Here is a 26,246-nt window from a genome sequence, read left to right as displayed (position 1 = left end):
ACCCGGCCCGGTGCTCCACGGTCCGTTCCCGCTCAGTGGGAGACGGGCCGCCGCCACGCGACGCCGCGGACGCCGGGGGCGTCAGAGGCGCTCGATGATCGTCACGTTGGCCTGGCCGCCGCCCTCGCACATGGTCTGCAGGCCGTAGCGGCCGCCGGTGCGCTCCAGCTCGTGCAGGAGGGTGGTCATGAGCTTGGTGCCGGTCGCGCCGAGGGGGTGGCCGAGGGCGATCGCGCCGCCGTTCACGTTCACCTTCGCCGGGTCGGTGCCGGTCTCCTTGAGCCAGGACAGGACGACGGGCGCGAACGCCTCGTTGATCTCGACGAGGTCGATGTCGTCCATGGACAGGCCGGTCTTCTTCAGCGCGTACGCGGTCGCGGGGATCGGCGCGGACAGCATCCGGATCGGGTCCTCGCCGCGCACGGAGAGGTGGTGGATGCGGGCGCGCGGGGTGAGTCCGTGCTCGCGGACGGCGCGCTCGGAGGCGAGCAGCATGGCGGCGGCGCCGTCGGAGACCTGGGAGGAGCAGGCGGCGGTGATGGTGCCGCCCTCGACGACGGGCTTGAGGCCGGCCATCTTCTCCAGGGACGTGTCGCGGCGCGGGCCCTCGTCGACGGTGACGTCGCCGTACGCGACGATCTCCTTCGCGAATCGGCCCTCGTCGATGGCGCGCAGGGCGCGCTGGTGCGACTGGAGCGCCCAGGCCTCCTGGGCCTCGCGGGTGATGCCCCACTTCTCGGCGATGAGCTCGGCGCCGTGGAACTGGTTGACCGGCTGGTCGCCGTAGCGGGCGCGCCAGCCCTCGCTGCCGATGTAGGGGCCGTCGGTGAGGCCGAGCGGCTCGGCGGCCTGCCGGGAGGCGAACGCGATGGGGATCATCGACATGTTCTGCGTGCCGCCGGCGACGACGAGGTCCTGGGTGCCGGACAGGACGCCCTGGGCGGCGAAGTGGACGGCCTGCTGGGAGGATCCGCACTGCCGGTCGACGGTGACGCCGGGCACCTCCTCGGGCAGTCCGGCGGCGAGCCAGGCGGTACGGGCGATGTCGCCGGCCTGCGGGCCGACGGTGTCGAGGCAGCCGAAGACGACGTCCTCGACGGCGGCCGGGTCGACGCCGGTGCGCGCGACGAGCTCCTTGAGGACGTGGGCGCCCAGGTCGGCGGGGTGGACGGCGCTCAGTCCGCCCTTCTTCCGGCCGACGGGGGTGCGGACTGCTTCGACGATGTAGGCCTCGGCCATGACGGCTCCTTCATCCTTGCGGGGCTGGGGAATGGTCTGATCGGTCGGGTGCGGCGATCCCGTCCAGGACGGTCGCCAGGTACTGGCGGGCGATCTCCTCGGGGCTGTGCCGGCCGTCGGGCCGGTACCAGGACGCGGCGACCCAGACGGTGTCGCGCACGAAGCGGTAGGTGAGCCGGATGTCGAGGTCCGCCCGGAACTCGCCGGCCGCCACGCCGTCCTTCAGCGTGGTCAGCCAGGTCTGTTCGAACGTGCTCTGGGACGCGGCGAGGAACGCGAAGCGCTCCCGGGCCGCGAGGGTCTTGGACTCCTTCTGGTAGATGGCGACCGCGGGTCCGTGCCGGTCGATCTCTCTGAAGGACTCGGTGACCAGGGCGCGCATCGTCTCGCGCGGCCCGAGTCCGGCGGCGAGCACCGTGTCGTAGCGCCCGGCGAGCTCGTCGAGGAAGCCGCGCAGGATCTCCTCGACGATCGAGTCCTTGGAGTCGAAGTGGTAGTAGAGGCTGCCCGCGAGCATGCCCGCGGCGTCCGCAATGCGGCGGACGGTCGTGGCGTCGTAGCCCTGGGCGGCGAACACCGCGGCCGCGGTGTCGAGGAGCTGGCGCCGCCGCTCGGGCGAGGCGCTCATGCGTGCTGGCTGCTCACGGACACGACCTCGCCGGTCATGTACGAGGAGTAGCCGGAGGCGAGGAAGACCATCACGTTGGCCACTTCCCAGGGCTCGGCGTAGCGGCCGAAGGCCTCCTTCTCGGTGAGCTCCGCGAGGAGTTCGGCGGAGGTGACCTTCACGAGGTGGGGGTGCATGGCGAGGCTGGGCGCCACCGCGTTGACCCGGACCCCGTACTCGGCGGCTTCCAGGGCGGCGCAGCGGGTGAGGGCCATGACACCGGCCTTGGCGGCGGCGTAGTGGGCCTGGCCCTCCTGGGCGCGCCAGCCGATCACCGAGGCGTTGTTGACGACGACGCCCCGGCGGCCGGTGTCGCGGAAGGCGCGCAGGGCCGCGCGGGTGCAGCGGAACGTGCCGTTGAGGGTGATGTCCAGGACGCGGGTCCACTGCTCGTCGGTCATGTCGACGAGGGCGGCGGTGCCGCCCAGGCCCGCGTTGTTCACCACGATGTCGAGGCCGCCGTGGACCTCGGTGACGTGGGCGAACAGGGCCTGTACCTGCTCCTCGTCGGTCACGTCGCAGGCGAGCGCGGAGACGCGGTCGGCGCCGAACTCCTCGGCGAGGGCCTGCTCGCTCTCCTTGAGGCGGCGGGTGTGGGCGTCGCTGATGACGACGCGGGCGCCCTCCTCCAGGAAGCGGCGGGCGGTGGCGCCGCCGATGCCGGCGCCCGCGGCGGCGGTGACGACGGCGGTGCGGCCTTCCAGGAGCCGGTGGCCGGGGACGTACTCGGGAACGCTGGACTTCGGCGTCGTCATGCACGCACCTCTTTCGGCAGGCCGAGCAGGCGCTCGGCGATGATGTTCCGCTGGATCTCGTCGGAGCCCGCGTAGATCGTGTCGGCGCGGGAGAAGAGGAACAGGCGCTGCCACGCGTCGAGTTCGTAGGGTTCACCCTCGGCGAGCATGGAGGCGGCGCCGCGGATGTCCATGGCGAGCTCGCCGAGGTCGCGGTGCCAGGTGGCCCAGTAGAGCTTGGCGACGGAGGGGTCGACGCCGCGCCGCGCGTTGGCCTCCATGGTGCGCAGGCCGGTCCAGGCGCGGGCGAGGCGGTCGCGCAGCAGGGGGGCGCCGATCGCGCCGTTCTGCTCGGCGAGGGCGATCAGGTCCGTCAGCTCCCGGCGGAAGCCGATCTGCTGGCCGACGGTGGAGATGCCGCGCTCGAAGCCGAGGGTGGCCATGGCGGTGCGCCAGCCGTCGCCGACAGCGCCGACGACGTGCGAGGCCGCGGTGCGGGCGCCGTCGAAGAACACCTCGTTGAACTCGCTGGTGCCGGTGAGCTGGACGATGGGGCGGACCTCGACGCCGGGCTGGTCCAGCGGCACGAGGAGGTAGGAGAGTCCGGCGTGCCGGCGCGAGCCGGGCTCGGTGCGGGCGATCACGAAGCACCACTGGGCCTCGTGCGCGAGCGACGTCCAGGTCTTCTGTCCGTCGACGATCCACTCGGTGCCGTCCTCGCTGAGGGCGGCGCGGGTGCGTACGCCCGCGAGGTCGGAGCCGGCGCCCGGCTCGCTGTACCCCTGGCACCACAGCTCCTCGACCCGGCGGATCGGCTCCAGGAAGCGGGCCTTCTGCTCCTCGGTGCCGAAGGCGATGAGGGTGGGGCCGAGCAGCTGCTCGCCTATGTGGTTGACCCGGGCGGGGGCGTCCGCGAGGGCGTACTCCTCGTGGAAGGCGATCTGCTGCGCGAGGCTCGCGCCGCGTCCGCCGTGCTCCTCGGGCCAGCCGACGCACGTCCAGCCGTGCGCGGCCATGTGCCGCTCCCATTCGAGGCGCTCGGCGAACGCCTCGTGCTCACGGCCGGGTCCGCCTTTCCCCCGCAAGGAGGCGAATCCGCCGGAGAGTTCACGCTCCAGCCAGCTGCGAAAGCCGGTCCGGAAGTCCTCGACGCTGTCCATGCGCATAAGCTAACCTACCAAACACTTGTTAGGGAAGGATGAATCCGATGCCCGCACCGCAGCCCGACCTGTCCGACCCCGCCTCGCCCGTCCTGTACGAGGTCAGGGGCCCGGTCGCGTACGTGACGCTGAACCGTCCCCGGTACCGCAACGCGCAGAACTCGGCGATGACCTACGCCCTGGACGCCGCCTTCTACCGCGCGGCGGAGGACTCCGGTGTGAAGGCCGTCGTCCTCTCCGGCGCGGGCGAGCACTTCTCCGCGGGCCACGACATCGGCACGCCGGAGCGGGACGCCCACCTCCCGTTCGAGCGGAAGGCCGGTCTGTGGTGGGACCACTCGGACAAGCAGGGGGCCGACTCCCGGTTCGCCCGCGAGTCGGAGGTCTACCTCGGCATGTGCCGGCGCTGGCGCGAGCTGCCCAAGCCGGTGATCGCCTCCGTGCACGGCGCGTGCGTGGCGGGCGGCCTGATGCTGGCCTGGGTGTGCGACCTGATCGTGGCGAGCGAGGACGCGTTCTTCGCGGACCCGGTCGTGCGCATGGGCATCCCCGGCGTCGAGTACTTCGCGCACCCGTGGGTGATGCCGCCGCGCATCGCCAAGGAGTTCCTGTTCACGGGCGAGCGGATGAGCGCCCGGCGCGCGTACGAGGTCGGGATGGTGAACCGGGTGGTGGCGCGCGGCGAGCTGGCCGGACGCACGGACGAACTGGCGCGGAAGATCGCCGAGATGCCGCGACTCGGCCTCGCCCTGACCAAGCGCGCGGTGAACCAGGCGGAGGACCTCCAGGGCCTGCACACCGGCATGGACTCGGTGTTCGGCCTGCACCACCTGGCGCACGCGCACAACGCGGAGACGGCGGCGGACTCCCTGGGCGGCATGGACGTCCGGTCGATGAAGGAGGCGGGCACCCGATGAACCTGGACTTCACCCCCGAGGAGGACGCGTTCCGGGCCGAGGCCCGCGCGTGGCTCGCCGCGCACGTACCGGCCGAGCCGCTGCCCTCCCTGGAGACCGAGGAGGGCTTCGCCGCGCACCGCGCGTGGGAGGCCGAGCTGCACGCGGACCGCTGGGCGGTCGTGTCCTGGCCCGAGGAGTTCGGCGGGCGGGGCGTCGACATCTTCAAGTGGCTGGTCTTCGAGGAGGAGTACTACGCGGCGGGCGCCCCGGGCCGCGTCACGCAGAACGGGATCAACCTGCTGGCCCCCACGCTCTTCGACCACGCGACCGACGAGCAGCGTGCCCGCGTGCTGCCGTCGATGGCGAGCGGCGAGGTCGTGTGGGCGCAGGCCTGGTCGGAGCCGGAGTCGGGCTCGGACCTGGCCTCGCTGCGCTCCCGGGCCGTGCGCACGGACGGCGGCTGGCTGCTCAGTGGCCAGAAGACCTGGTCCTCGCGGGCCGCGTTCGCCGACAAGGCCTTCGGCATCTTCCGTACGGACCCGGACGCGCCGAAGCCGCACCAGGGCCTGACGTATCTGATGTTCGACCTGAAGGCGCCCGGTGTCACGGTCCGCCCGATCGGCAGGCTCGACGGGAAGCCGGCGTTCGCCGAGCTGTTCCTGGACGACGTGTTCGTCCCCGACGAGGACGTGATCGGCGAGCCGGGCAACGGGTGGCGGATCGCGATGTCGACGACGGGCAACGAGCGGGGCCTGACGCTGCGTTCCCCCGGCCGCTTCCTCGCCGCCGCGGACCGGCTCGCGGCGCTGTGGCGCGAGCGCGGCGCGGACCCGGCGGTCCGCGACCGGGTGGCGGACGCCCTGGTCGGGGCGCGGGCCTACCAGCTCTTCACGTACGCCAACGCGTCGCGTTTCGCCGCCGGTGAGCAGATCGGCGCCGAGTCCAGCCTGAACAAGGTGTTCTGGTCGGAGTACGACATCGCGCTGCACGAGACGGCGCTGGACCTGCTCGGCGCGGACGCCGAGCTGGCGGACGGCGAGTGGGCGGAGGGCTATGTGTTCTCGCTCGCGGGCCCGATCTACGCGGGGACGAACGAGATCCAGCGCGACATCATCGCCGAGCGGCTGCTCGGCCTGCCGAAGGGACGCCGCTGATGAGGTTCCTCCTGGACACGGAGCAGGCCGAGTTCGGCCGCACCCTCGACCGGATGCTCGGCGCGGCCGGCACCCCCGCGGCCGTGCGGGCCTGGGCGGCCGGCGACTCCGGGCCCGGCCGGGCGCTGTGGGCGCGGCTCGCGGAGACCGGGGTGTTCGCGCTCGCGGTGCCCGAGGAGCACGAGGGGCTCGGGCCGCTGCCGGTCGAGCTGGCGGTGGCGTACGTGGAGCTGGGCCGGCACGCGGTCCCCGGCCCGGTCGTGGAGACGGCCGCCGCGGCGGCGCTGCTCGCGGAGCTGCCGGAGGGGACGGGCGCCGCGAAGGAGTGGCTGCCGCGGATCGCCTCCGGTGACGCGCTGGTCTCCCTGGCATCGGGAGCCGCGGGCCCGTACGCGCTGGACGCGGACGCGGCGGACGCGGTGCTCGTCGCGGACGGCGACGCGATACGTCTGGCCGCCGGGCACGGCCCGCTGCGGGAGTCGGCCGATCCGGCGCGCCGCCTGTTCGTCCCGGAGGGCGGCGAGGTGCTGGCCCGGGGGCCCCAGGCCGCGGCGGCCCTGGCCCGCGCCACCGATCTGGCCGCGTTCCTCACCGCGGCCCAGTCCCTCGGCGTCGGGCTCGAACTGCTGCGCAGGACCGTGGAGTACGTGGGCCAGCGCCGCCAGTTCGGGGTGGCCATCGGCACGTTCCAGGCGGTCAAGCACCGGCTGGCGGACGCGCTGGTGGGTCTGGAGTTCGCCCGCCCGCTCCTGTTCGGGGCCGCCCTCACACTGGACGGTGAGGAGATCGCGGCGGCGAAGCTCGCGGCGGGCGAGGCGGCGTACCGGGCGGCCCGCGCCGCCCTCCAGCTGCACGGCGCGGTCGGCTACACGGAGGAGCTGGACCTCTCCCTGTGGCTCCGCAAGGCCCTCCCCCTGCGCGACGCGTGGGGCACGCCGGCGCAGTGCCGGGCCCGGCTGGTCCCGGCGGCGGGCGGGCCGGCGCCGTGGAGGGAGTCGTCCGCGGGGTGACCGGCACGGGGGCCGCGGCGGGCGTGATCTCCGGGTTCGCTATTTTGAGCGGCGCCCGACGTTCATGACGTTGCTGACCTCAGGAGCCGGCCGTGGAACCCACGCCCCAGTCCGCCACGACCCCGACGTGCTACCGCCACGCCGGCACCGAGACGCACATCCGCTGCGCCCGCTGCGAGCGGCCGATATGCCCTCAGTGCATGCGGGACGCGTCGGTCGGCTTCCAGTGCCCGGAGTGCGTGGCCGAGGGCAGCCGCACCGTGCGCCAGGCCCGCACGGTCGCCGGTGGGCGGATCGCGGCCGTGCCGCTGGTCACGTACGTGCTCATGGCGGTGAACGTGCTGGCCTACCTCGGCGAGCTGGTGCGCCCGCAGATCGTCGACCGGCTGCAGATGCTGGGGCTCGGCCTGCTCGGGCCCGACGGCGGGGCGTACGTGTACCAGGATCCGCACCCGGCGGCCTTCCAGCCGGAGGGCGTCGCGGCGGGCGAGTGGTACCGGCTGCTCACCGGCTCGTTCTTGCATCTGCCGCCCACCGACGGCTGGTACGGGCTGCTGCACATCACGCTGAACATGGCGTCCCTGTGGAACCTGGGCCGGCTCGTCGAGTCGCAGCTCGGCCGGGTCCGCTATCTCGCCCTGTACCTGCTCTCGGCGCTCGGCGGCTCGGTGCTGGTGCTGCTGCTCGCCCCGGAGACGCCGACGGTCGGTGCGTCCGGCGCGATCTTCGGGCTCGCCGCCGCGTACTACGTGATCGCCCGACGGCTCGGCTGGGACATGCGCGGGGTCAACCAGTTCATGGCGTACTTCCTGGTGTGGATGCTGGTCTCCGCCGGGTTCGCGTCCTGGCAGGGGCATCTGGGCGGACTGCTGGCGGGCGCGGTGGCCGCGGTGGGTCTGGTGTACGCCCCGCGCGAGCGCCGCGTGGCCGTGCAGACGGCGGCCTGCGTCGGGCTGCTCGCCGTGCTCCTGCTGCTCACGGTGCTCAAAGCGGGAGCACTTGCCTGACCCGGTCGGGGCGCCGCTTACTCTGTCCCGCATGAAACGCGCCGGCTGTCTGGGCCTCACCTTCCTCGCCGTGGCACCCCTCGCCACGGTCGCGGTCTTCCTCATGTCCCCCGACGGGAAGACCGACGACTCCCCCGCCCTTTCCCCGTCGGCCTCGGCGCAGCCGTACGACAAGGACAAATCGGCCGCCGAACGCAAGGCCGACGACAAGCTGATAGCCAGTCTGCCGCCGGGGCTCGCCGCGCCGGCGAAGAAGGAGCTGGCGCAGCAGATCGTGGCGAGCGCCGAGAACTCGACGCTGGACTGGCGCGGCCAGTACGGCTACATCGAGGACATCGGCGACGACAAGGGCTACACGGCCGGCATCATCGGCTTCTGCACGGGCACCCACGACCTGCTGACGCTGGTGGAGCGCTACACCAAGGACCACCCGGGCAACGGACTGGCCCGCTATCTGCCCGCCCTGCGCGAGGTCGACGGCTCGGACTCGCACGAGGGGCTCGACCCGGGCTTCACGAAGGCGTGGCAGGCGGAGGCGAGGAAGAAGGAGTTCCGGGACGCCCAGGAGACCGAGCGCGACCGGGTCTACTTCGATCCCGCGGTCCGTCTCGCCAAGCTCGACGGGCTCGGTACGCTGGGCCAGTTCATCTACTACGACGCGATGGTGCTGCACGGCCCCGGCACGGGCCCGAGCGGTTTCTACGGTCTGCGCGAGGCCGCCATCAAGGAGGCGGACACCCCGTCCCAGGGCGGCAGCGAGAAGTCGTACCTCGACATCTTCCTCGACCTGCGGCGCGATGCGATGAAGGCGAAGCGCCCGGACCGGGACACGACCCGCATCGACACGGCACAGCGCCAGTTCCTCTACGACGGGAACCTGTCCCTGAAGACCCCACTGACGTGGCAGGTCTACGGCGAAACGTTCAAGGTGCCGTGATTCACGCCGATTTGGCCCCGCGCACACTGTTCCGTCTGTGAAGATGACGTGTCGAAACAGTGGCGCCCACGTGTGCGCCGGCCAACTCGAAAGAGGACAACACATGAACATACGCCCCACCTTGGCCACGGCCTCCGCGCTGTCCGTCTCCGCGCTGGCCGCCGTGACCCTGCTGGGAGCGGCCCCCGCGCACGCGACCGAGTACAGCTCGGCGCTGAAGATCCGCGGGGTCCAGTACGACGCGCCGGGCACGGACAGCAACCGCTGCTCGGGCGGCAACACCACGCAGGAGTACGTGACGCTGAAGAACTACTCCAGGACCGCGACGATCAACCTCAAGGGCTACCTGGTCAAGGACGCCGCGGGCAACAGCTTCCGGTTCACCGCGAGCCACAGCCTCCAGCCCGGCGACTACGTGAAGCTGCGCGGCGGCAACGGCACGGACTCCGACGCCAACAACGTGGTCTACCGCGACAACTGCAACTTCATGTGGAACAACAGCGGCGACACGATCTACGTGTACAAGCCGTCCGGCCCCGGCTCGGACTCCCACAAGTACACGAAGTCCGGCAACGACCGCGACGGCAACGGCTACATCAGCTTCCACAGCTGATCCCAGGCCGAGCACGAGCAGGGCCGCGCCCCACCCCGGCCCTGCACCCTCGTACGCTCCTCCCATGTCGCGCACCACTCCGCCCCGCCCCTTCGACGCCGAGGCGCTCTTCCCCGGCCTCGCCCCGCTGCGCCGCACGGCGACCCGGCTGCATCCGCGGCCCGGTTCCCCCACGGCGCGGGACAGTTCGGTCGGCGGGCCGATGCTGTGGCCCACTGACGAGCCCTGGCCGGTGTGCCCGACACCGCACAAGGGCGCCGACCGACCGCTGCCGTTGATCGGCGTCGCCCAGCTGTACCGCCGCGACGTGCCCGGCCTTCCGCACCCCGAACTCGGCGACGTGCTCCAGGTGTTCTGGTGCACCTTCGAAGGGCACACGGACGGCGCCTACGACATGCACGCGGAACTCCGCCGGCGCCACGCCGACGAGGTGACGGAGACACTGGCCGAACAGCCGGTTCCGGACGTCGTCGGCCGCGCGGAACTCGTCCCGGACCCGTGCGTCCTGCACCCCGAAGAGGTCACCGAGTACCCGTGGTTCGAGGAACTCTCCCCCGACCTCCAGGAGCGCGTCGAGACCTGGGAGGAGGACGAGGGCGACGAGGACGCGGAGGTCTATGTGTCGGACCTGTCCACCGCCCCCGGCTGGAAGTCCGGCGGGCACATCGCCTGGAACCTCACCGGCCCCACCGACCTGCCCTGCACCGAGTGCGGCACGGAGCTGTTCCCGCTCCTGACCGCCACCGACCGGGAGTGGGACTCCAGCACCACGAGCTGGATCCCGTACGAGGACCGCGACGGCAGCGACCTGCGGTACGCCTACGGCCCGACCGGGGTCCGGCCGTGGCGCAGTCACGTGGTCGTCGCCACCTGCCCCGGCGACCCGCGCCACCCTCTCAGGCTGATCACCCAGTAGCTGCGGCGAACGCACCGCGACGCCCGCCCAGTTCGTCCGGTCGGGGACAGTGAGGGCGAGCGTCGCGATCAGTTCCGTACGCCTTTGTACGGGACACCTTGGGGGGCCGTCAGACCGCCAGGGCGCGGTCCGTCGGGCGGATCGGGGCCGGGAGGTCGGAGGCTCCGGTGAGGAAGCGGTCGACGCCGCGGGCGGCCGAGCGGCCCTCCGCGATGGCCCAGACGATGAGGGACTGGCCGCGGCCGGCGTCACCGGCGACGAAGACGCCGGGGACGTTCGTCTGGAAGTCGGCGTCGCGCTCGATGTTGCCGCGCGCGTCGAGGTCCAGGCCGAACTGGGAGACCAGACCGTTCTCCTGGTCGGTGCCGGTGAAGCCCATCGCGAGGGTGACCAGCTGGGCGGGGATCTTGCGCTCCGTGCCCGGCTTCGGGGTCAGCTTGCCGTCGACGAACTCGACCTCGGTGAGGTGCAGCCACTGGACGTTGCCGTCCTCGTCGCCCTCGAAGTGGGTCGTGGAGACGGAGTAGACCCGCTCGCCGCCCTCCTCGTGGGCCGAGGTGACCTTGTACAGCATCGGGAAGGTCGGCCACGGCTGCGAGACCGGGTTCCGGTCGTCGTTCGGGCGCGGCATGATCTCCAACTGCGTGACCGAGGCCGCGCCCTGGCGGTGCGCGGTGCCCACGCAGTCGGCGCCGGTGTCGCCGCCGCCGATGACGACGACGTGCTTGCCCTCGGCGGTGATGGGCGGCTGGACGTAGTCGCCCTCCTGGACCTTGTTCGCGAGCGGCAGGTACTCCATGGCGAAGTGGATGCCGTTCAGCTCGCGGCCCGGGACGGGCAGGTCGCGGGAGATGGTGGCGCCCGCGGCGACGACCACCGCGTCGTAGCGCTTGCGGAGCTTGGCGGCGTCGATGTCGCGGCCGATCTCCACTCCCGTACGGAACTTGGTGCCCTCCGCGCGCATCTGCTCGATGCGGCGGTTGATGTGGCGCTTCTCCATCTTGAACTCGGGGATGCCGTAGCGGAGCAGGCCGCCGATGCGGTCGGCGCGCTCGTACACGGCGACCGTGTGGCCGGCCCGGGTCAGCTGCTGGGCGGCAGCGAGACCCGCCGGGCCCGAGCCGACGACGGCGACGGTCTTGCCCGACAGGCGCTCGGGGATCTGCGGGGCGACGTCGCCCCGGTCCCACGCCTGGTCGATGATCGAGACCTCGACGTTCTTGATGGTCACGGCCGGCTGGTTGATGCCGAGCACGCACGCCGACTCACAGGGCGCCGGGCAGAGGCGGCCGGTGAACTCCGGGAAGTTGTTGGTGGCGTGCAGGCGCTCCTGCGCCGCCGACCAGTCCTCGCGGTAGGCGAAGTCGTTCCACTCGGGGATCAGGTTCCCGAGCGGGCAGCCGTTGTGGCAGAACGGGATGCCGCAGTCCATGCAGCGGGACGCCTGCTTGCTGATGATGGGCAGCAGGGACCCGGGGACGTAGACCTCGTTCCAGTCCTTGACGCGGTCGCCGACCGGGCGGGTCCGCGCGACCTCGCGGCCATGGTTGAGAAAGCCCTTGGGATCAGCCATTGGTCGCCGCCTCCATCATCTTCTCGGTGATCTCGGTCTCGGAGAGACCGGCTCGCTCGGCGGCGTCCTTGGCGGCGAGCACTGCCTTGTACGTGCTGGGGATGATCTTGCTGAAGCGGGCGGCCGACGCGTCCCAGTCGACGAGGAGCTTCTCGGCGACGGTGGAGCCGGTCTCCTCGGCGTGGCGGCGCACGACGTCGTGCAGCCACTGCTTGTCGGTGGCGTCGAGGGCCTCGACCGCGCTCCGGTTGCCCGCGTTGACCTGGTCGGTGTTCAGGTCGATGACGTAGGCGACACCGCCGGACATGCCGGCCGCGAAGTTGCGGCCCGTCTCGCCGAGGACGACCGCGTGACCGCCGGTCATGTACTCGCAGCCGTGGTCGCCCACGCCCTCCGAGACGACCGTGGCACCGGAGTTGCGGACGCAGAAGCGCTCGCCGGTGCGGCCGCGCAGGTACAGCTCGCCGCCCGTCGCGCCGTACGCGATGGTGTTGCCGGCGATCGTCGAGTACTCGGCGAGGTGGTCGGCGCCGCGGTCCGGGCGGACGATGATGCGGCCGCCGGACAGGCCCTTGCCGACGTAGTCGTTGGCGTCGCCCTCCAGGCGGAGCGTGACACCGCGCGGCACGAAGGCGCCGAAGGACTGGCCGGCCGAGCCGGTGAAGGTGATGTCGATGGTGTCGTCGGGCAGGCCCGCGCCACCGAACTTCTTCGTCACCTCGTGGCCGAGCATGGTGCCGACCGTGCGGTTGATGTTGCGGATGGCGACCTGGGCGCGCACCGGGCGGGCGTCGGCCTGGTCGTCGGCCGCGAGGGCGTCGGCGGCGAGCTTGATGAGCTCGTTGTCGAGCGCCTTCTCCAGGCCGTGGTCCTGGGTGACGACCTGGTGGCGGACGGCGCCGGCGGGCAGGTCCGGCACGTGGAACAGCGGCTCCAGGTCCAGGCCCTGCGCCTTCCAGTGGTCCACGGCCCGCTCGGTGTCGAGGAGTTCGGCGTGGCCGACGGCCTCCTCGATGGAGCGGAAGCCGAGCTCGGCGAGGAGCTCGCGCACTTCCTGGGCGATGAACTCGAAGAAGTTGACGACGTACTCGGCCTTGCCGGAGAAGCGGTCGCGCAGCGTCGGGTTCTGGGTGGCGATGCCGACCGGGCAGGTGTCCAGGTGGCAGACGCGCATCATGACGCAGCCGGAGACGACGAGCGGCGCGGTCGCGAAACCGAACTCCTCGGCGCCGAGCAGCGCGGCGATGACGACGTCGCGGCCGGTCTTCAGCTGGCCGTCGGTCTGCACGACGATGCGGTCGCGCAGGCCGTTGAGCAGCAGCGTCTGCTGGGTCTCGGCGAGGCCGAGCTCCCAGGGGCCGCCCGCGTGCTTGAGCGAGGTGAGCGGGGAGGCGCCCGTTCCGCCGTCGTGGCCGGAGATCAGGACCACGTCCGCGTGCGCCTTGGAGACACCCGCGGCGACCGTGCCGACGCCGACCTCGGACACGAGCTTCACGTGGATGCGCGCGACCGGGTTGGCGTTCTTGAGGTCGTGGATCAGCTGAGCCAGGTCCTCGATGGAGTAGATGTCGTGGTGCGGCGGCGGGGAGATGAGGCCCACGCCCGGCGTCGAGTGACGCGTCTTGGCGACCCACGGGTAGACCTTGTGGCCGGGCAGCTGGCCGCCCTCGCCGGGCTTGGCGCCCTGCGCCATCTTGATCTGGATGTCGTCGGCGTTGACCAGGTACTCGCTCGTGACACCGAAGCGGCCGGAGGCGACCTGCTTGATGGAGGAGCGGCGCGCCGGGTCGTACAGGCGCTCCGGGTCCTCGCCGCCCTCACCGGTGTTGGACTTGGCGCCCAGCTGGTTCATGGCGATGGCGAGGGTCTCGTGGGCCTCGCGCGAGATGGAGCCGTACGACATGGCGCCGGTGGAGAAGCGCTTGACGATCTCGGAGACGGGCTCGACCTCGTCGACGGAGATCGCTTCGCGGCCGCTCTTGAAGTTGAACAGGCCGCGCAGCGTCATGAGGCGCTCGGACTGCTCGTTCACGCGGTCCGTGTACTTCTTGAAGATGTCGTAGCGGCGCGAGCGGGTCGCGTGCTGGAGGCGGAAGACCGTCTCCGGGTCGAACAGGTGCGGCTCGCCCTCGCGGCGCCACTGGTACTCGCCGCCGATCTCCAGCGCGCGGTGCGCCGGGGCGATGCCGGAGGCCGGGTAGGCCTTGGCGTGGCGGGCGGCGACCTCGTCGGCGATGACGTCGAGGTCCGCGCCGCCGATCTTGGTGGCGGTGCCGTTGAAGTACTTCTCGACGAAGGCCTCGTCGAGGCCGACGGCCTCGAAGACCTGGGCGCCGCGGTAGGAGGCGACGGTCGAGATGCCCATCTTGGACATGACCTTGAGGACGCCCTTGCCGAGGGCGTAGATCAGGTTGCGGATCGCGGTCTCGGCGCCGCCGTCCTCGTCACCGGCGAGGAAGGTGCCGGCGCGGACCAGGTCCTCGACGGACTCCATGGCCAGGTACGGGTTGACGGCCGCGGCGCCGAAGCCGATCAGCAGGGCGACGTGGTGGACCTCGCGGACGTCACCGGCCTCGACGAGCAGACCCACCTGGGTGCGCTGCTTGGTGCGGATGAGGTGGTGGTGGACGGCCGCGGTGAGCAGCAGCGACGGGATCGGCGCGTGCTCGGCGTCGGAGTGCCGGTCGGAGAGCACGAGGAGGTGGGCGCCCGCCTCGATGGCGGCGTCGACCTCGGTGCAGATCTCGTCGATGCGGGCGGCGAGGGCGTCGCCGCCGCCGGAGACCCGGTACAGGCCGGACAGGGTCGCGGCCTTCATGCCGGGCATGTCGCCGTCGGCGTTGATGTGGATGAGCTTGGCGAGCTCGTCGTTGTCGATCACCGGGAAGGGCAGGGTGACGCTGCGGCACGACGCGGCGGTCGGGTCGAGCAGATTGCCCTGCGGGCCCAGCGAGGAGCGCAGCGAGGTGACGAGCTCCTCGCGGATGGCGTCCAGCGGCGGGTTGGTGACCTGCGCGAACAGCTGGGTGAAGTAGTCGAAGAGCAGGCGCGGGCGCTGCGAGAGGGCCGCGATCGGGGTGTCCGTGCCCATCGAGCCGATCGGCTCGGCGCCGGCCTTGGCCATGGGCGCGAGGATGACGCGGAGCTCTTCCTCGGTGTAGCCGAAGGTCTGCTGGCGGCGCGTGACGGAGGCGTGCGTGTGCACGATGTGCTCGCGCTCGGGCAGGTCGGAGAGCTCGATCTCGCCGGCCTCGAGCCACTCGGCGTAGGGCTGCCCGGCGGCGAGGCCCGCCTTGATCTCGTCGTCCTCGACGATGCGGTGCTCGGCGGTGTCGACGAGGAACATCTTGCCGGGCTGCAGGCGGCCCTTGCGGACGACCTTGGCGGGGTCGATGTCGAGGACGCCGACCTCGGAGCCGAGGACGACGAGGCCGTCGTCGGTGACCCAGTAGCGGCCGGGGCGCAGACCGTTGCGGTCGAGAACGGCGCCGACCTGGACGCCGTCGGTGAAGGTGACACAGGCCGGGCCGTCCCAGGGCTCCATCATCGTGGAGTGGTACTGGTAGAAGGCGCGCCGGTCCGCGTCCATGGAGTCGTGGTTCTCCCACGCCTCCGGGATCATCATCAGGACGCTGTGCGGCAGCGAACGGCCGCCGAGGTGCAGGAGCTCCAGGACCTCGTCGAAGGAGGCGGAGTCGGAGGCGTCCGGCGTACAGATCGGGAAGATCCGCTCCAGCTTCTCCGAGCCGAACAGTTCGGAGGCGAGCTGGGACTCGCGGGCGCGCATCCAGTTGCGGTTGCCCTTGACGGTGTTGATCTCACCGTTGTGGGCGACGAAGCGGTAGGGGTGCGCGAGCGGCCACGACGGGAACGTGTTCGTGGAGAAGCGCGAGTGGACGAGCGCGACGGCCGAGGCGAAGCGGCGGTCGGACAGGTCGGGGAAGAAGGGCTCCAGCTGGCCGGTGGTCAGCATGCCCTTGTAGACGATCGTCCGCGCGGACAGGGAGGGGAAGTAGACGCCCTCCTCGCGCTCGGCGCGCTTGCGCAGCACGAACGCCTTGCGGTCCAGGGCGATGCCCGTGGAGCTGCCGTCGGCGACGAAGATCTGGCGGAAGACCGGCATCGTCGAGCGGGCGCTGGCGCCGAGCAGCTCGGGGGCGACCGGGACCTCGCGCCAGCCGAGGACGTTCAGGCCCTCTTCGGCCGCGATCGTCTCGATGCGCGAGACGGACTCGGCGGTGCCGTGCTCGGGCAGGAAGGCGATACCGACGGCGTACGCACCGGCCTCGGGGAGGTCGAACTCGGTGACCTCACGCAGGAAGGCGTCCGGAACCTGGGACAGGATGCCGGCGCCGTCGCCCGAGTCGGGCTCGGAGCCGGTGGCACCGCGGTGTTCCAGATTGCGCAGAACGGTGAGCGCCTGCTCGACCAGCGTGTGGCTCGCCTCTCCGGTGAGGGTGGCCACGAAGCCGACGCCACAGGCGTCGTGCTCGTTGCGCGGGTCGTACATGCCCTGGGCGGCAGGGCGAGCATCCATGTGCGACCAGTTCTGGCCGCTGGTGGAGTGCTGGGACGGCTGGCGCGGCGTACGCATCGGCTCTCCCGTCGTCGTCGTGGCATTTGCGTGCCGAGGGACGACGTTGGCCCTCTGCGAGGTGATGCTGCTGCAAAATTTCGTGCAGGTTACATGATGGGGTGCTTCTCGAGAAGTGGATACTGCGTTCCATCATGCGGACACCGCGGTGGCGGTGGAGAGAGGCCTCAGGGACAGATCGTTGACCGGGGCCGTATGTGCCGGGGAGTGCGCCGCGAGCTTCGTTGCCCGCAGCGCTTACGGCTCATGCCCCGCTGTCGCACTGCCGAAACCGAACGGTAACGACTACTTATGCAAGGACCTGTATAGCCATCTTCAGGGCCACATCTTCGAGCGGGAACCCGCGCCCCGTCAACCGGCAAAAGTGCCGAAGACGCTTCCCAGGAGATACGTCACACCCGCCGCGGCCCCGCCCAGGGCCAGCTGGCGCAGCCCGCTGAACCACCAGGAGCGGGCCGTCACCTTGGCCACGACCGCGCCGCAGGCGAACAGACCGAGCAGCGCGAGGATCACGGCCGGCCACAGGGCGCTCGCGCCCAGCAGGTAGGGCAGGACGGGGATCAGGGCGCCGAGCGCGAACGAGGCGAACGAGGACACCGCGGCGACCATCGGCGAGGGCAGGTCGGAGGGGTCGATGCCGAGCTCCTCGCGGGCATGGATCTCCAGGGCCTGCTCGGGGTCCTGGGACAGCTGCCGGGCGACCTCGCGGGCGAGCTCCGGCTCGACGCCGCGGGACACGTACAGCTCGGCGAGCTCGCGCTCCTCGTCGGCCGGGTGCTTGCGCAACTCCCGGCGCTCCACGTCCAGTTCGGCCTCGACCAGCTCGCGCTGGGAGGCGACCGAGGTGTACTCGCCGGCGGCCATGGAGAAGGCGCCGGCGGCCAGGCCGGAGAGGCCCGTGATGATCACCGTCTGCTGCGAGACGGCGCCGCCCGCGACACCGGCCATCAGCGCGAAGTTGGACACGAGGCCGTCCATGGCGCCGAAGACCGCCGGGCGCAGCCAGCCGCCGTTGACATCGCGGTGGGTGTGGTTGTCCCGGTGCGCGTCGTGGAGTGTCGCCTCGGTCTCGATGATGGCCATGCCTGTGTCCCCGCTCCCCTACTGTCGACCCGGACGTCTATTTCTGGACTTCATCCAGACCCGGATCGCTTCGATCTTTTGTCTACGCCCATGAAAGTACGCCTCCCGAGCGATCTCCGCTAGCAAGGAAGGCCGTACTTACCTGCGGTTTTGCGCCGTGCGGGGTGCCGTCGGAGGGGTTGAGATCGGGCGATTCGGAGGGGCCCGGATCTTCCCGGACTCACCCGTGAGATGGATCACGGGATCACTCGGGCGCCACACCGGGGAAGCATGGTCGAAATATCTGGAATGCGGCTTTTCTCCAGGAGTCTCATGACCCCGGGGAAGGGACCCGCACCGGAAGAAAGCGCGGGCCCCTCATGAGCGTCAGCGTCGACCCGGATCCCCCGGCGGACGGCACGGCAGCGCCGCCCCGCAGACTGCGCACGGTTCCGCGGCGCCGCCCGCCCGCCGTGATCTCGCTGCGCGACCGGGCGCGGGGCGCGCTGCTCGGGCTGGCCGTCGGGGACGCGCTCGGAGCACCCGCCGAGAACCTGAAGCCGTCTCAGATCCGGGAGCGCTGGGGCCGGATCGAGGGATTCGTCGCGGACGATCCGGCGGGCACGGACGACACGGAGTACGCGATCTTCTCGGGGCTGCTGCTGGCCGAGAAGGGGACCGCGCTCACCCTCGCGGACGTCGAGGAGGCCTGGCACACCTGGATCGCGGACCGGGACGAAGGGGCCTTCCGGGGCGCCGGGTTCAGCGAGCGCGGCACCCTGGAGAACCTGCGGCGCGGGCTCGCGGCCCCGATCTCGGCGCAGCACCGGCACGCGTGGAGCGACGGGCTCGCCATGCGGGCGGCGCCGTTCGGGGTGCACGCGGCGGGGCGGCCCGCCGAGGCGGCCCGGCTCGTCGCGATCGACGGGACCGTGTCGCACGACGGCGAGGGCATTCTCGGCGGGCAGGCCGTCGCCGCGGGGGTCGCCGCCGCGATGGTCAGCCACAACCCCGACGCGGTCGTGCAGGCGGCGCTGTCCGTGGTCCCCGAGGACTCGTGGACGGCGCGCTCCCTGCACCGGGCGGTCCGGGCGGCCCGGCTCGCCCGGCGTGACCCGGAGGCGACCCAGCTCTCCATGGAACGGGCCGTCCGCAAGGCCGTCGTCATCGGCGGCTATCCCTGGACGGATCTCGCGCCGGAGGCGGTGGGGCTGGCGTTCGGGGCGTTCGCCGTGGCGCGGGGGGATTTCCGCGGGGCCGTGCTCACGGCCGTGAACATGGGGCGGGACGCCGATACGACGGCCGCCGTGGCGGGGGCGCTCGCCGGTGCCCTGCACGGGGAGTGCGCGATCCCCTCGCCCTGGGCCCGTGCGATCGGGCCCGTACGCGGCACCTGCCTCCCCCTGATGGCGGGCCGCCACATCCTGGACGTGGCCGACCGCCTGACCCCACCCGCACCGACGGCGCCGGGGGCAGCGGGAGCAGCATCATGACGCCACCGTCTCCGGCCGGTCTCCCCAGCGCCTGGGGCGGCATGGGTGGGCAAGGCGGCACCCCGGCGCCGGGTGCGCGAATCGGTCGGCCTCAGCTACAGCGCCGCCGCCGTAGGGGCCGAGCCTCGTCGCCGAGTGCCGCGCCATCGTGGCTGGTCGCGCAGTTCCCCGCGCCCCTGAAGGCGCACTCCGTGCGCCCCACGGCCGTACCGATCGCGCCCCGCGGCGAAGCCGCTGACGGGTACAGCCCCGCGACCCGCAACGAGACCACTCCGCAAGCCCCATCCAACCCCGCGCCGAGGAGATCCCGCCCCCCCGGCGGAGCCGGACCGCGCACGCCCGGAGGCGCCCCGTGAATCCCGTTGAGGATCTCGTTCCGCGGCGGAGCCGCGTAGAAGGGCTGTTGCTCGGGGTCGCCGCCGGGGACGCCGCCGGGTGGCCCGCCGGGCGGCATCGCGCGGCGCGGCTGCCGGACTGGACGCGCCGGCTGACCCGCGAGCTGGACACGTTCGCCGAGCTGAACGCCACGACGACGCTCCCCGTGCCGATCGCCCTGAACCAGCCCCCGGAGCCCCTCCGGCTCGGCCCGTCGGACGACGCCGAGTGGGCCGCGTTCACCGCGTCGGCGATCCTCGGCGCGGGCCCCGACGACGTACGGACCGCGCTGGCCCGCGCCTGGCACGCCCTGGCCGACGAGATCGCCGCCGCCGCGGCCCGGGCCGACGAGATCGAGTCGGCCCGGATCCCGCTGCGGGCCCGTATCTCGGTGCGGGCGGGGCTCGGCAATCTCGCGGCCGGGCTGCGGCCCCCGGCGACCGGCCACGACAACCCGCACTACTTCGACGACGCCGCCTGCGTCCGGGCCGCGATCCTGGCCGTCGTCCACCCCGGCGACCCCGAACGCGCCGCGGACCTCGCGGAGTTCGACGCCCGCTACACGCAGGACGGCGACGGCGTCCACGGCGCCCGCGCCATGGCGGCGGCCGTCGCGACGGCGCTCGGCGGCGCCCCGGTCGACGCCTGCGCGGACGCCGCGCTCGACCAGCTCCCCGAGGGCACGGAGATCCACCGCAACGCCCATCGCGCCGTCGGCCTGGGCCGCGCCGCCGCGGCCGCCCGCCCCGGTCTGACGGGCAACGCGTTCGCCCTCGTACCGGTCCTGGAGCACGAGATCGTCGACCACGTCTACAGCTACGGCATCGCCGCGGCGGAGACCGTCCCCGTGGCCCTCGCCGTCGCGACGGCCGCCGCGGGCGCGGTCTCCGAGGCCGTTCCCACCGCCGCCTGCCTCTCCCGCGTCGCCGACTCGGCCCCCGCCCTGGCCGGCGCCCTCACCGGCGCGATCGGCGGCGCCGACGCCCTGCCCGACACCTGGCGCGCCGCCTGCCGCACCCTCGCCGGCTGCGCACTCCCCCAGTTCGCGGGCACCGACCTCGTCCACCTCGCCGAACGGCTCACCCGTACGTCGTTCGACTCACCCACCATGGAAGGGACGTCACCATGAACACCCCCCGCCCGACCCTCGAGGACCGCGTCACCGGCACACTCGTCGGCGCCGCCGTGGGCGACGCGCTCGGCGGACCGGTCGAGGGCTGGCCACCGGAGGCCATCGTGGAACGGCACGGCGGCCGGGTCCGCGGCATCGTGGAGCCCTTCCACAAGGACGACTGGCGCACGGCCCGCCCCATCGCCCCGTACCACAAGGGCGACGGGCACGTCACCGACGACACCTTGATGACGCACGCGCTGGTCCGCGTGTACGAGAAGGTCCGCGACCACCTCGACGCGTACGCGGTCGCCGACCACCTCGTCCCCGACCTGATGACGACCCCGCGCTGGATCCCGGAACTGGAGGCGGAGGCCCTCCCGCTCCAGCGGATCTTCCTCGCCGAGAAGTGGATCGTGAGCCGGATCCACTACGGCCACGTGGACCCCCGCGAGGCCGGCGTCGGGAACATCGTGAACTGCGGCGCCGCGATGTACATGGCCCCGGTCGGCGCGGTGAACGCGGGCGATCCCAGGAAGGCGTACGAGGAGGCGCTGGACGTCGCGGGCGCGCACCAGAGCTCGTACGGGCGCGAGGCGGCCGGGGTGTTCGCGGCGGCCGTCGCCTCCGCGTTCAAGCCCGGCGCGACCCCGGACCGGGTGGTCGAGGACGCGCTCGCGCTGGCCAAGGACGGCACCAGGACCGCGATCGAGGCGGTCTGCGAGGTGGCCGTGAACCACGTCGACTTCGAGGCGGCGCTCGCCCCGCTGCGCGCGGCCGTCGCCCCCTTCGACACGGTCGGCCCCGAGTACCGCAGGCCCTCGCTCGGCGCCCGCCGCCCCTCCCGGCTGCACTCGATCGAGGAGCTGCCGGTCGCGCTCGGCATGCTGCTCGTCGGCGCGGGCGACTACCGGCACACCGTGCTCGGAGCGGTCAACTACGGCCGGGACTGCGACTCGATCGCCACGATGGCCGGCGCGATCGTGGGCGCGCTGCGCGGCGAGAGCGCGGTGCCGAAGGAGTGGAGCGCGGAGGTGGCCCGCGCCAGCCGCCTGGACCTGCACCGCCCCGCGGCGTCGCTGGCCCTGGTCGCCCGCGAGGTGCACGCCCGCGACCTGTCACGGCGCCGTGCCCACGAGGCGGCCTTCGCGTCGATCGCGGGCCTGTGATGCTGCGCCTGACCTGGGTGCAGCCCGAGGACCTGATCGGGCACGAGCTGCGCCAGGCCGCGCAGGACGGCCGGGACGCGGGCGCGGTGGCCCGGCGCTGGGCCGCGGCCGGTGGCCACCCGGCGCCGCTGCGCGCGGGCGCGTCCCCGACCCGGGCGCGGCCCGAACTGCGCGCCCTGGCCGAGGAGTTGCTCGACGAGCTGGCCCGGATGCCGGCCCCGCTCGGCGGCACGGAACCGGCGGTGTTCCACGGCCCGGCCGCCCGGTCGACGGGCCCCGCGCCCCGCCGCGAGCGCGAGCTGGACCGGCTGCACGCCGCCTGGCTCGGCCGCGCGGCCGGCTGTCTGCTCGGCAAACCGGTGGAGAAACTGCCCCTGGAAGGCATCCGCGCGATCACGGCCTCCACCGGCAACCACCCGCTGCGCACCTGGTTCACGGCGCGCGGCCTCGACCCGGAGATCGCCCGCGCCCACCCCTGGAACCGCCGTTCGGCGGCCACCTGCCTCGCCGAGAACATCGACGGGATGCCCGAGGACGACGACCTCGACTACCCCCTGCTCGGCCTGCTGCTGCTCCGGCGCCACGGCCGGGACTTCACGACGGAGGACGTGGCCCGGCTGTGGCTGGACGAGCTGCCGGCGGGCCGCGCCTTCACCGCGGAACGGATCGCGTACCGCAATCTCCTGTCCGGTCTCGAACCCCCGCTCACGGCCACCCACCGCAATCCGTTCCGCGAGTGGATCGGCGCGCAGATCCGCGCCGACGTCTACGGCTGGACCACCCCGGGGGACCCCGCGCGGGCGGCCGAACTCGCCCGCAGGGACGCCGTCCTGACCCACACGGCGAACGGTGTCTACGGCGCCCAGTTCGTCGCGGCGGCGCTCGCGCACGCGGCGGGCCCCGGCCGCCCCACCGTGCACGAGGCCCTGCGCACGGGCCTGGCTCATGTCCCGCCCGACTCCCGCTACGCCCGCGCGATCCGCTGCGGCATCGACGCCGCCGAGGCCGAACGCACCGGCACCGCCGCCGGGTTCGACACGGTCGTCGACCGGCTGCACGCGGCGTACGGCGATCACCACTGGGTGCACGTCCTGCCCAACGCGGCGCTGCTCGCCGCCGCGCTCACCCACGCCGACGGCGACTTCGCGGGTTCGGTCTGCCGCGTCGTGTCCGGCGGCTGGGACACCGACTCGAACGGGGCGACGGCCGGCTCGCTCACCGGCCTGCTCGCCGGACATCCCGACGCGCTCGGCGAGCAGTGGACCGCCCCGCTGAAGAACCGTCTCGCCAGCACGGTCGCCGGCTTCGACGGCATCGGTTTCGACGAACTGGCCCGGCTCACCCTGGAGGCCCGCGCATGACGCACCACCCGCCCACGGACGGCCCGCTCACCGGTATCCGCGTCCTCGACCTGGCCACGCTGTTCGCGGGCCCCCTGTGCGCCACGATGCTCGGCGACTTCGGCGCCGAGGTCGTCAAGGTCGAGCACCCGCGCCGCCCCGACCCCTCGCGCGGGCACGGCCCGGCGAAGGACGGCGTCGGCCTGTGGTGGAAGCTCCTCGGCCGGAACAAGCGGAACATCACCCTCGATCTGTCCACGCCGGGCGGCCGCGACGTGCTCCTGAGGCTGGCCGCCGACGCGGACGTCGTCATCGAGAACTTCCGCCCCGGCACGCTGGAGCGCTGGGGCCTCGGCTGGGACGCGCTGAGCGCCGCCAACCCGCGCCTCGTCCTGGCCCGCGTCACGGGCTTCGGCCAGTTCGGCCCGTCCGCGCGCCGCCCCGGCTTCGGCACCCTCGCCGAGGCGATGAGCGGCTTCGCGGCGATCACCGGGGAGCCGGACGGGCCGCCGACGCTGCCGCCGTTCGGCCTCGCCGACTCCATCGCCGCGCTCGCCTCCTCGTACGCGGTGATGGCGGCGCTGCGCGGCCGGGACCTCACCGGGCGCGGGCAGGTCGTCGACATGGCGATCATCGAGCCGATCCTGACCGTGCTCGGCCCGCACCCCGTCTGGTACGACCAGCTCGGCTACGTCCAGGAGCGCACCGGCAACCGCTCCACGAACAACGCGCCCCGCAACACGTACCGCACGGGCGACGGGAGGTGGGTCGCGGTGTCGACGTCCGCCCAGTCGATCGCGGAGCGTGTGATGCACCTGGTGGGGCGGCCCGAGCTGATCGACGCGGAGTGGTTCGCGTCGGGCTCCGGCCGGGCCGCCCACGCGGACGAGCTCGACGAGGCGGTCGGCGACTGGATCGCGGCCCGCACCCGCGACGAGGTGCTGCGCGCGTTCGAGAAGGCGGAGGCGGCGATCGCCCCGGTGCACGACATCCGGGACGTCATGGCCGACGAGCAGTACGCGGCCCTGGACTCGATCGTCGAGCTGCCCGACCCCGAGCTCGGCTCGGTCAAGATGCAGAACGTGCTGTTCCGGCTCTCCGGGACACCCGGCGCGATCCGCTGGACGGGCCGCCCGCACGGCGCCGACACGGACGAGGTCCTGGGCGCCCTCGGCCTGACGGGCACCGAGATCGGGGCGCTGCGCGAGGCGGGTGCCGTGTGACCCGCTCGCCGCGGAACCCGCTCTTCCTGACCTGGCTGTACGCGCCCGGGGACCGGCCCGACGTGGTCGCGAAGGCGCTCGGTTCGGGAGCCGACGTGGTCCTGGTCGACCTGGAGGACGCGGTCGCCCCGGACCGCAAGGCCTACGCCCTGGACGCGACGGCGGAGCTGCTCACGGACCGGCATCCGGTACCCGTGCACGTGCGGGTCAACGCACTGGACGGGCCGCGCGCCGAGCACGAGGTGCGCCGCCTGAGCGCGCTGCCCGGCCTCGGCGCACTGCGTCTGCCGAAGGTCCACGACGTGTCCGATCTGGACCGGGCGCTGGGCTGGGCGGTGGCGGTGCCGCCGCTGTACGCCCTGCTGGAGTCGGCGCTCGGGGTCGAGCGGGCCTACGCGATCGCCTCGCATCCGGCGGTCCACGGCATCGCGCTCGGCGAGGCGGACCTGCGCGCGGATCTCGGCATCGCGGATCCGGCGGGCCTCGCCTGGGTGCGGGGTCGGGCGGTGGTCGCGGCCCGCGCGGCGCGGCTGCCGCCGCCGCCGCAGTCCGTCCACCCGGACATCCGTGATCTGACGGGCCTCGCCCGCTCCTGCGCGGCGGGCCGGGCGCTCGGCTTCCTGGGCCGCATGGCGATCCATCCGCGGCAGCTGCTGGTGATCGAGGCGGCGTTCCGGCCGAGCCCGGCGGAGGTGCGGGCCGCGGAGGACGTCGTCGCGGCGGCGGCCGGTGACGCGGGGGCGCTCGCGCTGCCGGACGGGCGGTTCGTCGACGCGGCGGTGGTGGCGGGGGCGCGCCGGACGCTGGCCCTCGCGGCCCGGTGCGGGGAAGCGGACCGGGGCGGGCACGCGAACGGGGGCGCCGGACCTGTGCGGTCCCGCGCCCCCGTCGACGTACGGAGCTGAGCGGTGGAGCTGAGCGGTCAGCCCTTCTTGGCCCCGGCCTCGGCCTCGGCTCCGGCGGCGTCGCCGTCGGAGCCCGCGTCGGAGGAGTCGGAGTCGGGCTTCGCCGCGTCCTCGGGCTCGGCCTTCCTCAGATCGGGCTTCTCGCCGGCGTCGGCGGCGGGGGCCTCGTCCTCGGACGGCTCCTTCTCGGCCTCCGGGGCACCGCCCTCGTCGTCGCCGGAACCGTCGGCGCCCGGCTCCACGACCTCCTCGCGGCCCGGCCGCGTCTTCGCCGAGATCACCATGTAGATCACGGCGAGCAGGAAGACGAACAGCGCCGTCCAGTTGTTGAGCCGCAGGCCGAGGACGTGGTGGGCGTCGTCCACGCGCAGGTACTCGGTCCAGAACCGGCCCGCGCAGTACGCGGCGACGTACAGCGCGAAGGCCCGCCCGTGGCCGAGCTTGAAGCGGCGGTCCGCCCAGATGACGAGCAGCGCGACGCCGACGCACCACAGCGACTCGTACAGGAACGTCGGGTGGTAGTAGCCCGGAACGCGCCCGTCGGTGTCGGAGGTGATGTGCAGCGCCCACGGCAGGTCGGTGGCCTTGCCGTACAGCTCCTGGTTGAACCAGTTGCCCCAGCGGCCGATGGCCTGGGCGAGGGCGATGCCGGGGGCGATGGCGTCGGCGTAGGCCGGGAGCGGGATGCCGCGGCGGCGGCAGCCGATCCAGGCGCCGACCGCGCCGAGCGCGATGGCGCCCCAGATGCCGAGGCCGCCCTCCCAGATCTTGAAGGCGTCCACCCAGTCACGGCCCGCGCTGAAGTACAGCTCGTAGTCCGTGATCACATGGTAGAGACGCCCGCCGACCAGGCCGAACGGCACCGCCCAGACAGCGATGTCGGCCACGGTGCCGGTGCGGCCGCCGCGGGCGATCCAGCGCCTGTTGCCGAGCCAGACGGCCACGAAGACGCCGATGATGATGCAGAACGCGTAGCCGCGCAGCGGGACGGGTCCGAGGTAGACCACTCCGCGGGACGGACTGGGGATGTAGGCAAGTTCCATGGCAGTGTCGACGCTACCGTGC

At 72.8% G+C, this 26,246-nt stretch carries 20 protein-coding genes and 1 pseudogene; 13 read left to right on the top strand and 8 right to left on the bottom strand.

The window, feature by feature from the left end:
* Positions 1 to 81: 81 nt before the first annotated feature.
* From IAG42_RS26570 to IAG42_RS26555, 4 genes are read right to left on the bottom strand one after another with little or no spacing between them, the layout of a single operon-like run.
* Positions 82 to 1,239, bottom strand: a complete 1,158-nt coding sequence (locus IAG42_RS26570) for an acetyl-CoA C-acetyltransferase (RefSeq protein WP_188339479.1) — start codon at positions 1,237 to 1,239, stop codon at positions 82 to 84.
* A 10-nt stretch (positions 1,240 to 1,249) separates the two neighbouring features.
* Positions 1,250 to 1,867 carry a TetR/AcrR family transcriptional regulator gene (locus tag IAG42_RS26565; protein WP_188339478.1) on the bottom strand — a complete coding sequence of 206 codons (618 nt, stop codon included), beginning with the start codon at positions 1,865 to 1,867 and terminating at the stop codon, positions 1,250 to 1,252.
* Positions 1,864 to 2,661 carry an SDR family oxidoreductase gene (locus IAG42_RS26560; RefSeq protein WP_188339477.1) on the bottom strand — a complete coding sequence of 266 codons (798 nt, stop codon included), beginning with the start codon at positions 2,659 to 2,661 and terminating at the stop codon, positions 1,864 to 1,866. The genes IAG42_RS26565 and IAG42_RS26560 overlap by 4 nt, the downstream gene beginning before the upstream one ends.
* Entirely contained in the window at positions 2,658 to 3,800 is a 1,143-nt protein-coding gene (locus IAG42_RS26555) for an acyl-CoA dehydrogenase family protein (RefSeq protein ID WP_188339476.1), read from the bottom strand. Before IAG42_RS26555 ends, IAG42_RS26560 begins: the two co-directional genes overlap by 4 nt.
* A 47-nt stretch (positions 3,801 to 3,847) precedes the next feature.
* Here IAG42_RS26555 and IAG42_RS26550 point away from each other — a divergent pair, with 47 nt between their 5' ends.
* The 7 genes from IAG42_RS26550 to IAG42_RS26520 all read left to right on the top strand — a co-directional run bounded on the left by IAG42_RS26550 (position 3,848) and on the right by IAG42_RS26520 (position 10,336).
* Positions 3,848 to 4,717, top strand: a complete 870-nt coding sequence (locus IAG42_RS26550) for an enoyl-CoA hydratase (RefSeq protein ID WP_188339475.1) — start codon at positions 3,848 to 3,850, stop codon at positions 4,715 to 4,717.
* Positions 4,714 to 5,853 carry an acyl-CoA dehydrogenase family protein gene (locus IAG42_RS26545; protein ID WP_188339474.1) on the top strand — a complete coding sequence of 380 codons (1,140 nt, stop codon included), beginning with the start codon at positions 4,714 to 4,716 and terminating at the stop codon, positions 5,851 to 5,853. The genes IAG42_RS26550 and IAG42_RS26545 overlap by 4 nt, the downstream gene beginning before the upstream one ends.
* Complete coding sequence (locus IAG42_RS26540; RefSeq protein WP_188339473.1) at positions 5,853 to 6,863, top strand: acyl-CoA dehydrogenase family protein; 1,011 nt, start codon at positions 5,853 to 5,855, stop codon at positions 6,861 to 6,863. The genes IAG42_RS26545 and IAG42_RS26540 overlap by 1 nt, the downstream gene beginning before the upstream one ends.
* A gap of 92 nt (positions 6,864 to 6,955) precedes the next feature.
* On the top strand, positions 6,956 to 7,870 hold the full coding sequence (locus tag IAG42_RS26535; RefSeq protein ID WP_188339472.1) for a rhomboid family intramembrane serine protease: 915 nt from the start codon (positions 6,956 to 6,958) through the stop codon (positions 7,868 to 7,870).
* Positions 7,871 to 7,901: 31 nt separating this feature from the next.
* The gene (locus IAG42_RS26530) at positions 7,902 to 8,807 is read left to right on the top strand and encodes a chitosanase (RefSeq protein WP_223206170.1); all 906 of its coding nucleotides are present in this window, start codon (positions 7,902 to 7,904) and stop codon (positions 8,805 to 8,807) included.
* A gap of 103 nt (positions 8,808 to 8,910) precedes the next feature.
* Positions 8,911 to 9,420 carry a lamin tail domain-containing protein gene (locus IAG42_RS26525; RefSeq protein ID WP_188339471.1) on the top strand — a complete coding sequence of 170 codons (510 nt, stop codon included), beginning with the start codon at positions 8,911 to 8,913 and terminating at the stop codon, positions 9,418 to 9,420.
* A 64-nt stretch (positions 9,421 to 9,484) separates the two neighbouring features.
* Entirely contained in the window at positions 9,485 to 10,336 is an 852-nt protein-coding gene (locus tag IAG42_RS26520) for a YwqG family protein (RefSeq protein WP_188339470.1), read from the top strand.
* 109 nt (positions 10,337 to 10,445) lie between these two features.
* Here IAG42_RS26520 and IAG42_RS26515 read toward each other — a convergent pair whose 3' ends face one another.
* The 3 genes from IAG42_RS26515 to IAG42_RS26505 all read right to left on the bottom strand — a co-directional run bounded on the left by IAG42_RS26515 (position 10,446) and on the right by IAG42_RS26505 (position 17,586).
* Positions 10,446 to 11,909 (bottom strand): glutamate synthase subunit beta, encoded by a 1,464-nt coding sequence (locus IAG42_RS26515; protein ID WP_188339469.1) that lies wholly within the window; start codon positions 11,907 to 11,909, stop codon positions 10,446 to 10,448.
* Positions 11,902 to 16,503: a glutamate synthase large subunit gene (gltB, locus tag IAG42_RS26510; protein WP_188339468.1), complete on the bottom strand. Its 4,602-nt coding sequence runs from the start codon at positions 16,501 to 16,503 to the stop codon at positions 11,902 to 11,904. The genes IAG42_RS26515 and gltB overlap by 8 nt, the downstream gene beginning before the upstream one ends.
* Before the next feature lie 351 nt (positions 16,504 to 16,854).
* Positions 16,855 to 17,586, bottom strand: coding sequence for a VIT1/CCC1 transporter family protein (locus tag IAG42_RS26505; RefSeq protein WP_188339467.1), 732 nt, complete (start codon positions 17,584 to 17,586; stop codon positions 16,855 to 16,857).
* 359 nt (positions 17,587 to 17,945) lie between these two features.
* Between IAG42_RS26505 and IAG42_RS26500 the strand changes: the two genes are divergently transcribed.
* The 6 genes and pseudogenes from IAG42_RS26500 to IAG42_RS26475 all read left to right on the top strand — a co-directional run bounded on the left by IAG42_RS26500 (position 17,946) and on the right by IAG42_RS26475 (position 25,181).
* Entirely contained in the window at positions 17,946 to 19,058 is a 1,113-nt protein-coding gene (locus IAG42_RS26500) for an ADP-ribosylglycohydrolase family protein (protein WP_188339466.1), read from the top strand.
* 212 nt (positions 19,059 to 19,270) lie between these two features.
* Positions 19,271 to 20,562, top strand: a pseudogene (locus tag IAG42_RS26495) (ADP-ribosylglycohydrolase family protein).
* Positions 20,559 to 21,713: an ADP-ribosylglycohydrolase family protein gene (locus tag IAG42_RS26490; protein WP_188339465.1), complete on the top strand. Its 1,155-nt coding sequence runs from the start codon at positions 20,559 to 20,561 to the stop codon at positions 21,711 to 21,713. Before IAG42_RS26495 ends, IAG42_RS26490 begins: the two are co-directional and overlap by 4 nt.
* Positions 21,713 to 23,074 carry an ADP-ribosylglycohydrolase family protein gene (locus IAG42_RS26485; RefSeq protein ID WP_188339464.1) on the top strand — a complete coding sequence of 454 codons (1,362 nt, stop codon included), beginning with the start codon at positions 21,713 to 21,715 and terminating at the stop codon, positions 23,072 to 23,074. The genes IAG42_RS26490 and IAG42_RS26485 overlap by 1 nt, the downstream gene beginning before the upstream one ends.
* Positions 23,071 to 24,276, top strand: coding sequence for a CaiB/BaiF CoA transferase family protein (locus IAG42_RS26480; protein ID WP_188339463.1), 1,206 nt, complete (start codon positions 23,071 to 23,073; stop codon positions 24,274 to 24,276). The genes IAG42_RS26485 and IAG42_RS26480 overlap by 4 nt, the downstream gene beginning before the upstream one ends.
* Positions 24,273 to 25,181 carry an HpcH/HpaI aldolase/citrate lyase family protein gene (locus tag IAG42_RS26475; protein WP_188339462.1) on the top strand — a complete coding sequence of 303 codons (909 nt, stop codon included), beginning with the start codon at positions 24,273 to 24,275 and terminating at the stop codon, positions 25,179 to 25,181. Before IAG42_RS26480 ends, IAG42_RS26475 begins: the two co-directional genes overlap by 4 nt.
* Positions 25,182 to 25,198: 17 nt before the next feature.
* Here the strand turns inward: IAG42_RS26475 and lgt are convergent, their stop codons facing one another.
* Positions 25,199 to 26,224: a prolipoprotein diacylglyceryl transferase gene (gene lgt / locus IAG42_RS26470; RefSeq protein WP_188339461.1), complete on the bottom strand. Its 1,026-nt coding sequence runs from the start codon at positions 26,222 to 26,224 to the stop codon at positions 25,199 to 25,201.
* Between the last annotated feature and the right edge of the window lie 22 nt (positions 26,225 to 26,246).

Source organism: Streptomyces xanthii, assembly GCF_014621695.1.
Lineage (GTDB): Bacteria > Actinomycetota > Actinomycetes > Streptomycetales > Streptomycetaceae > Streptomyces > Streptomyces xanthii.
This window is presented reverse-complemented; position numbering and strand designations above follow the sequence as displayed.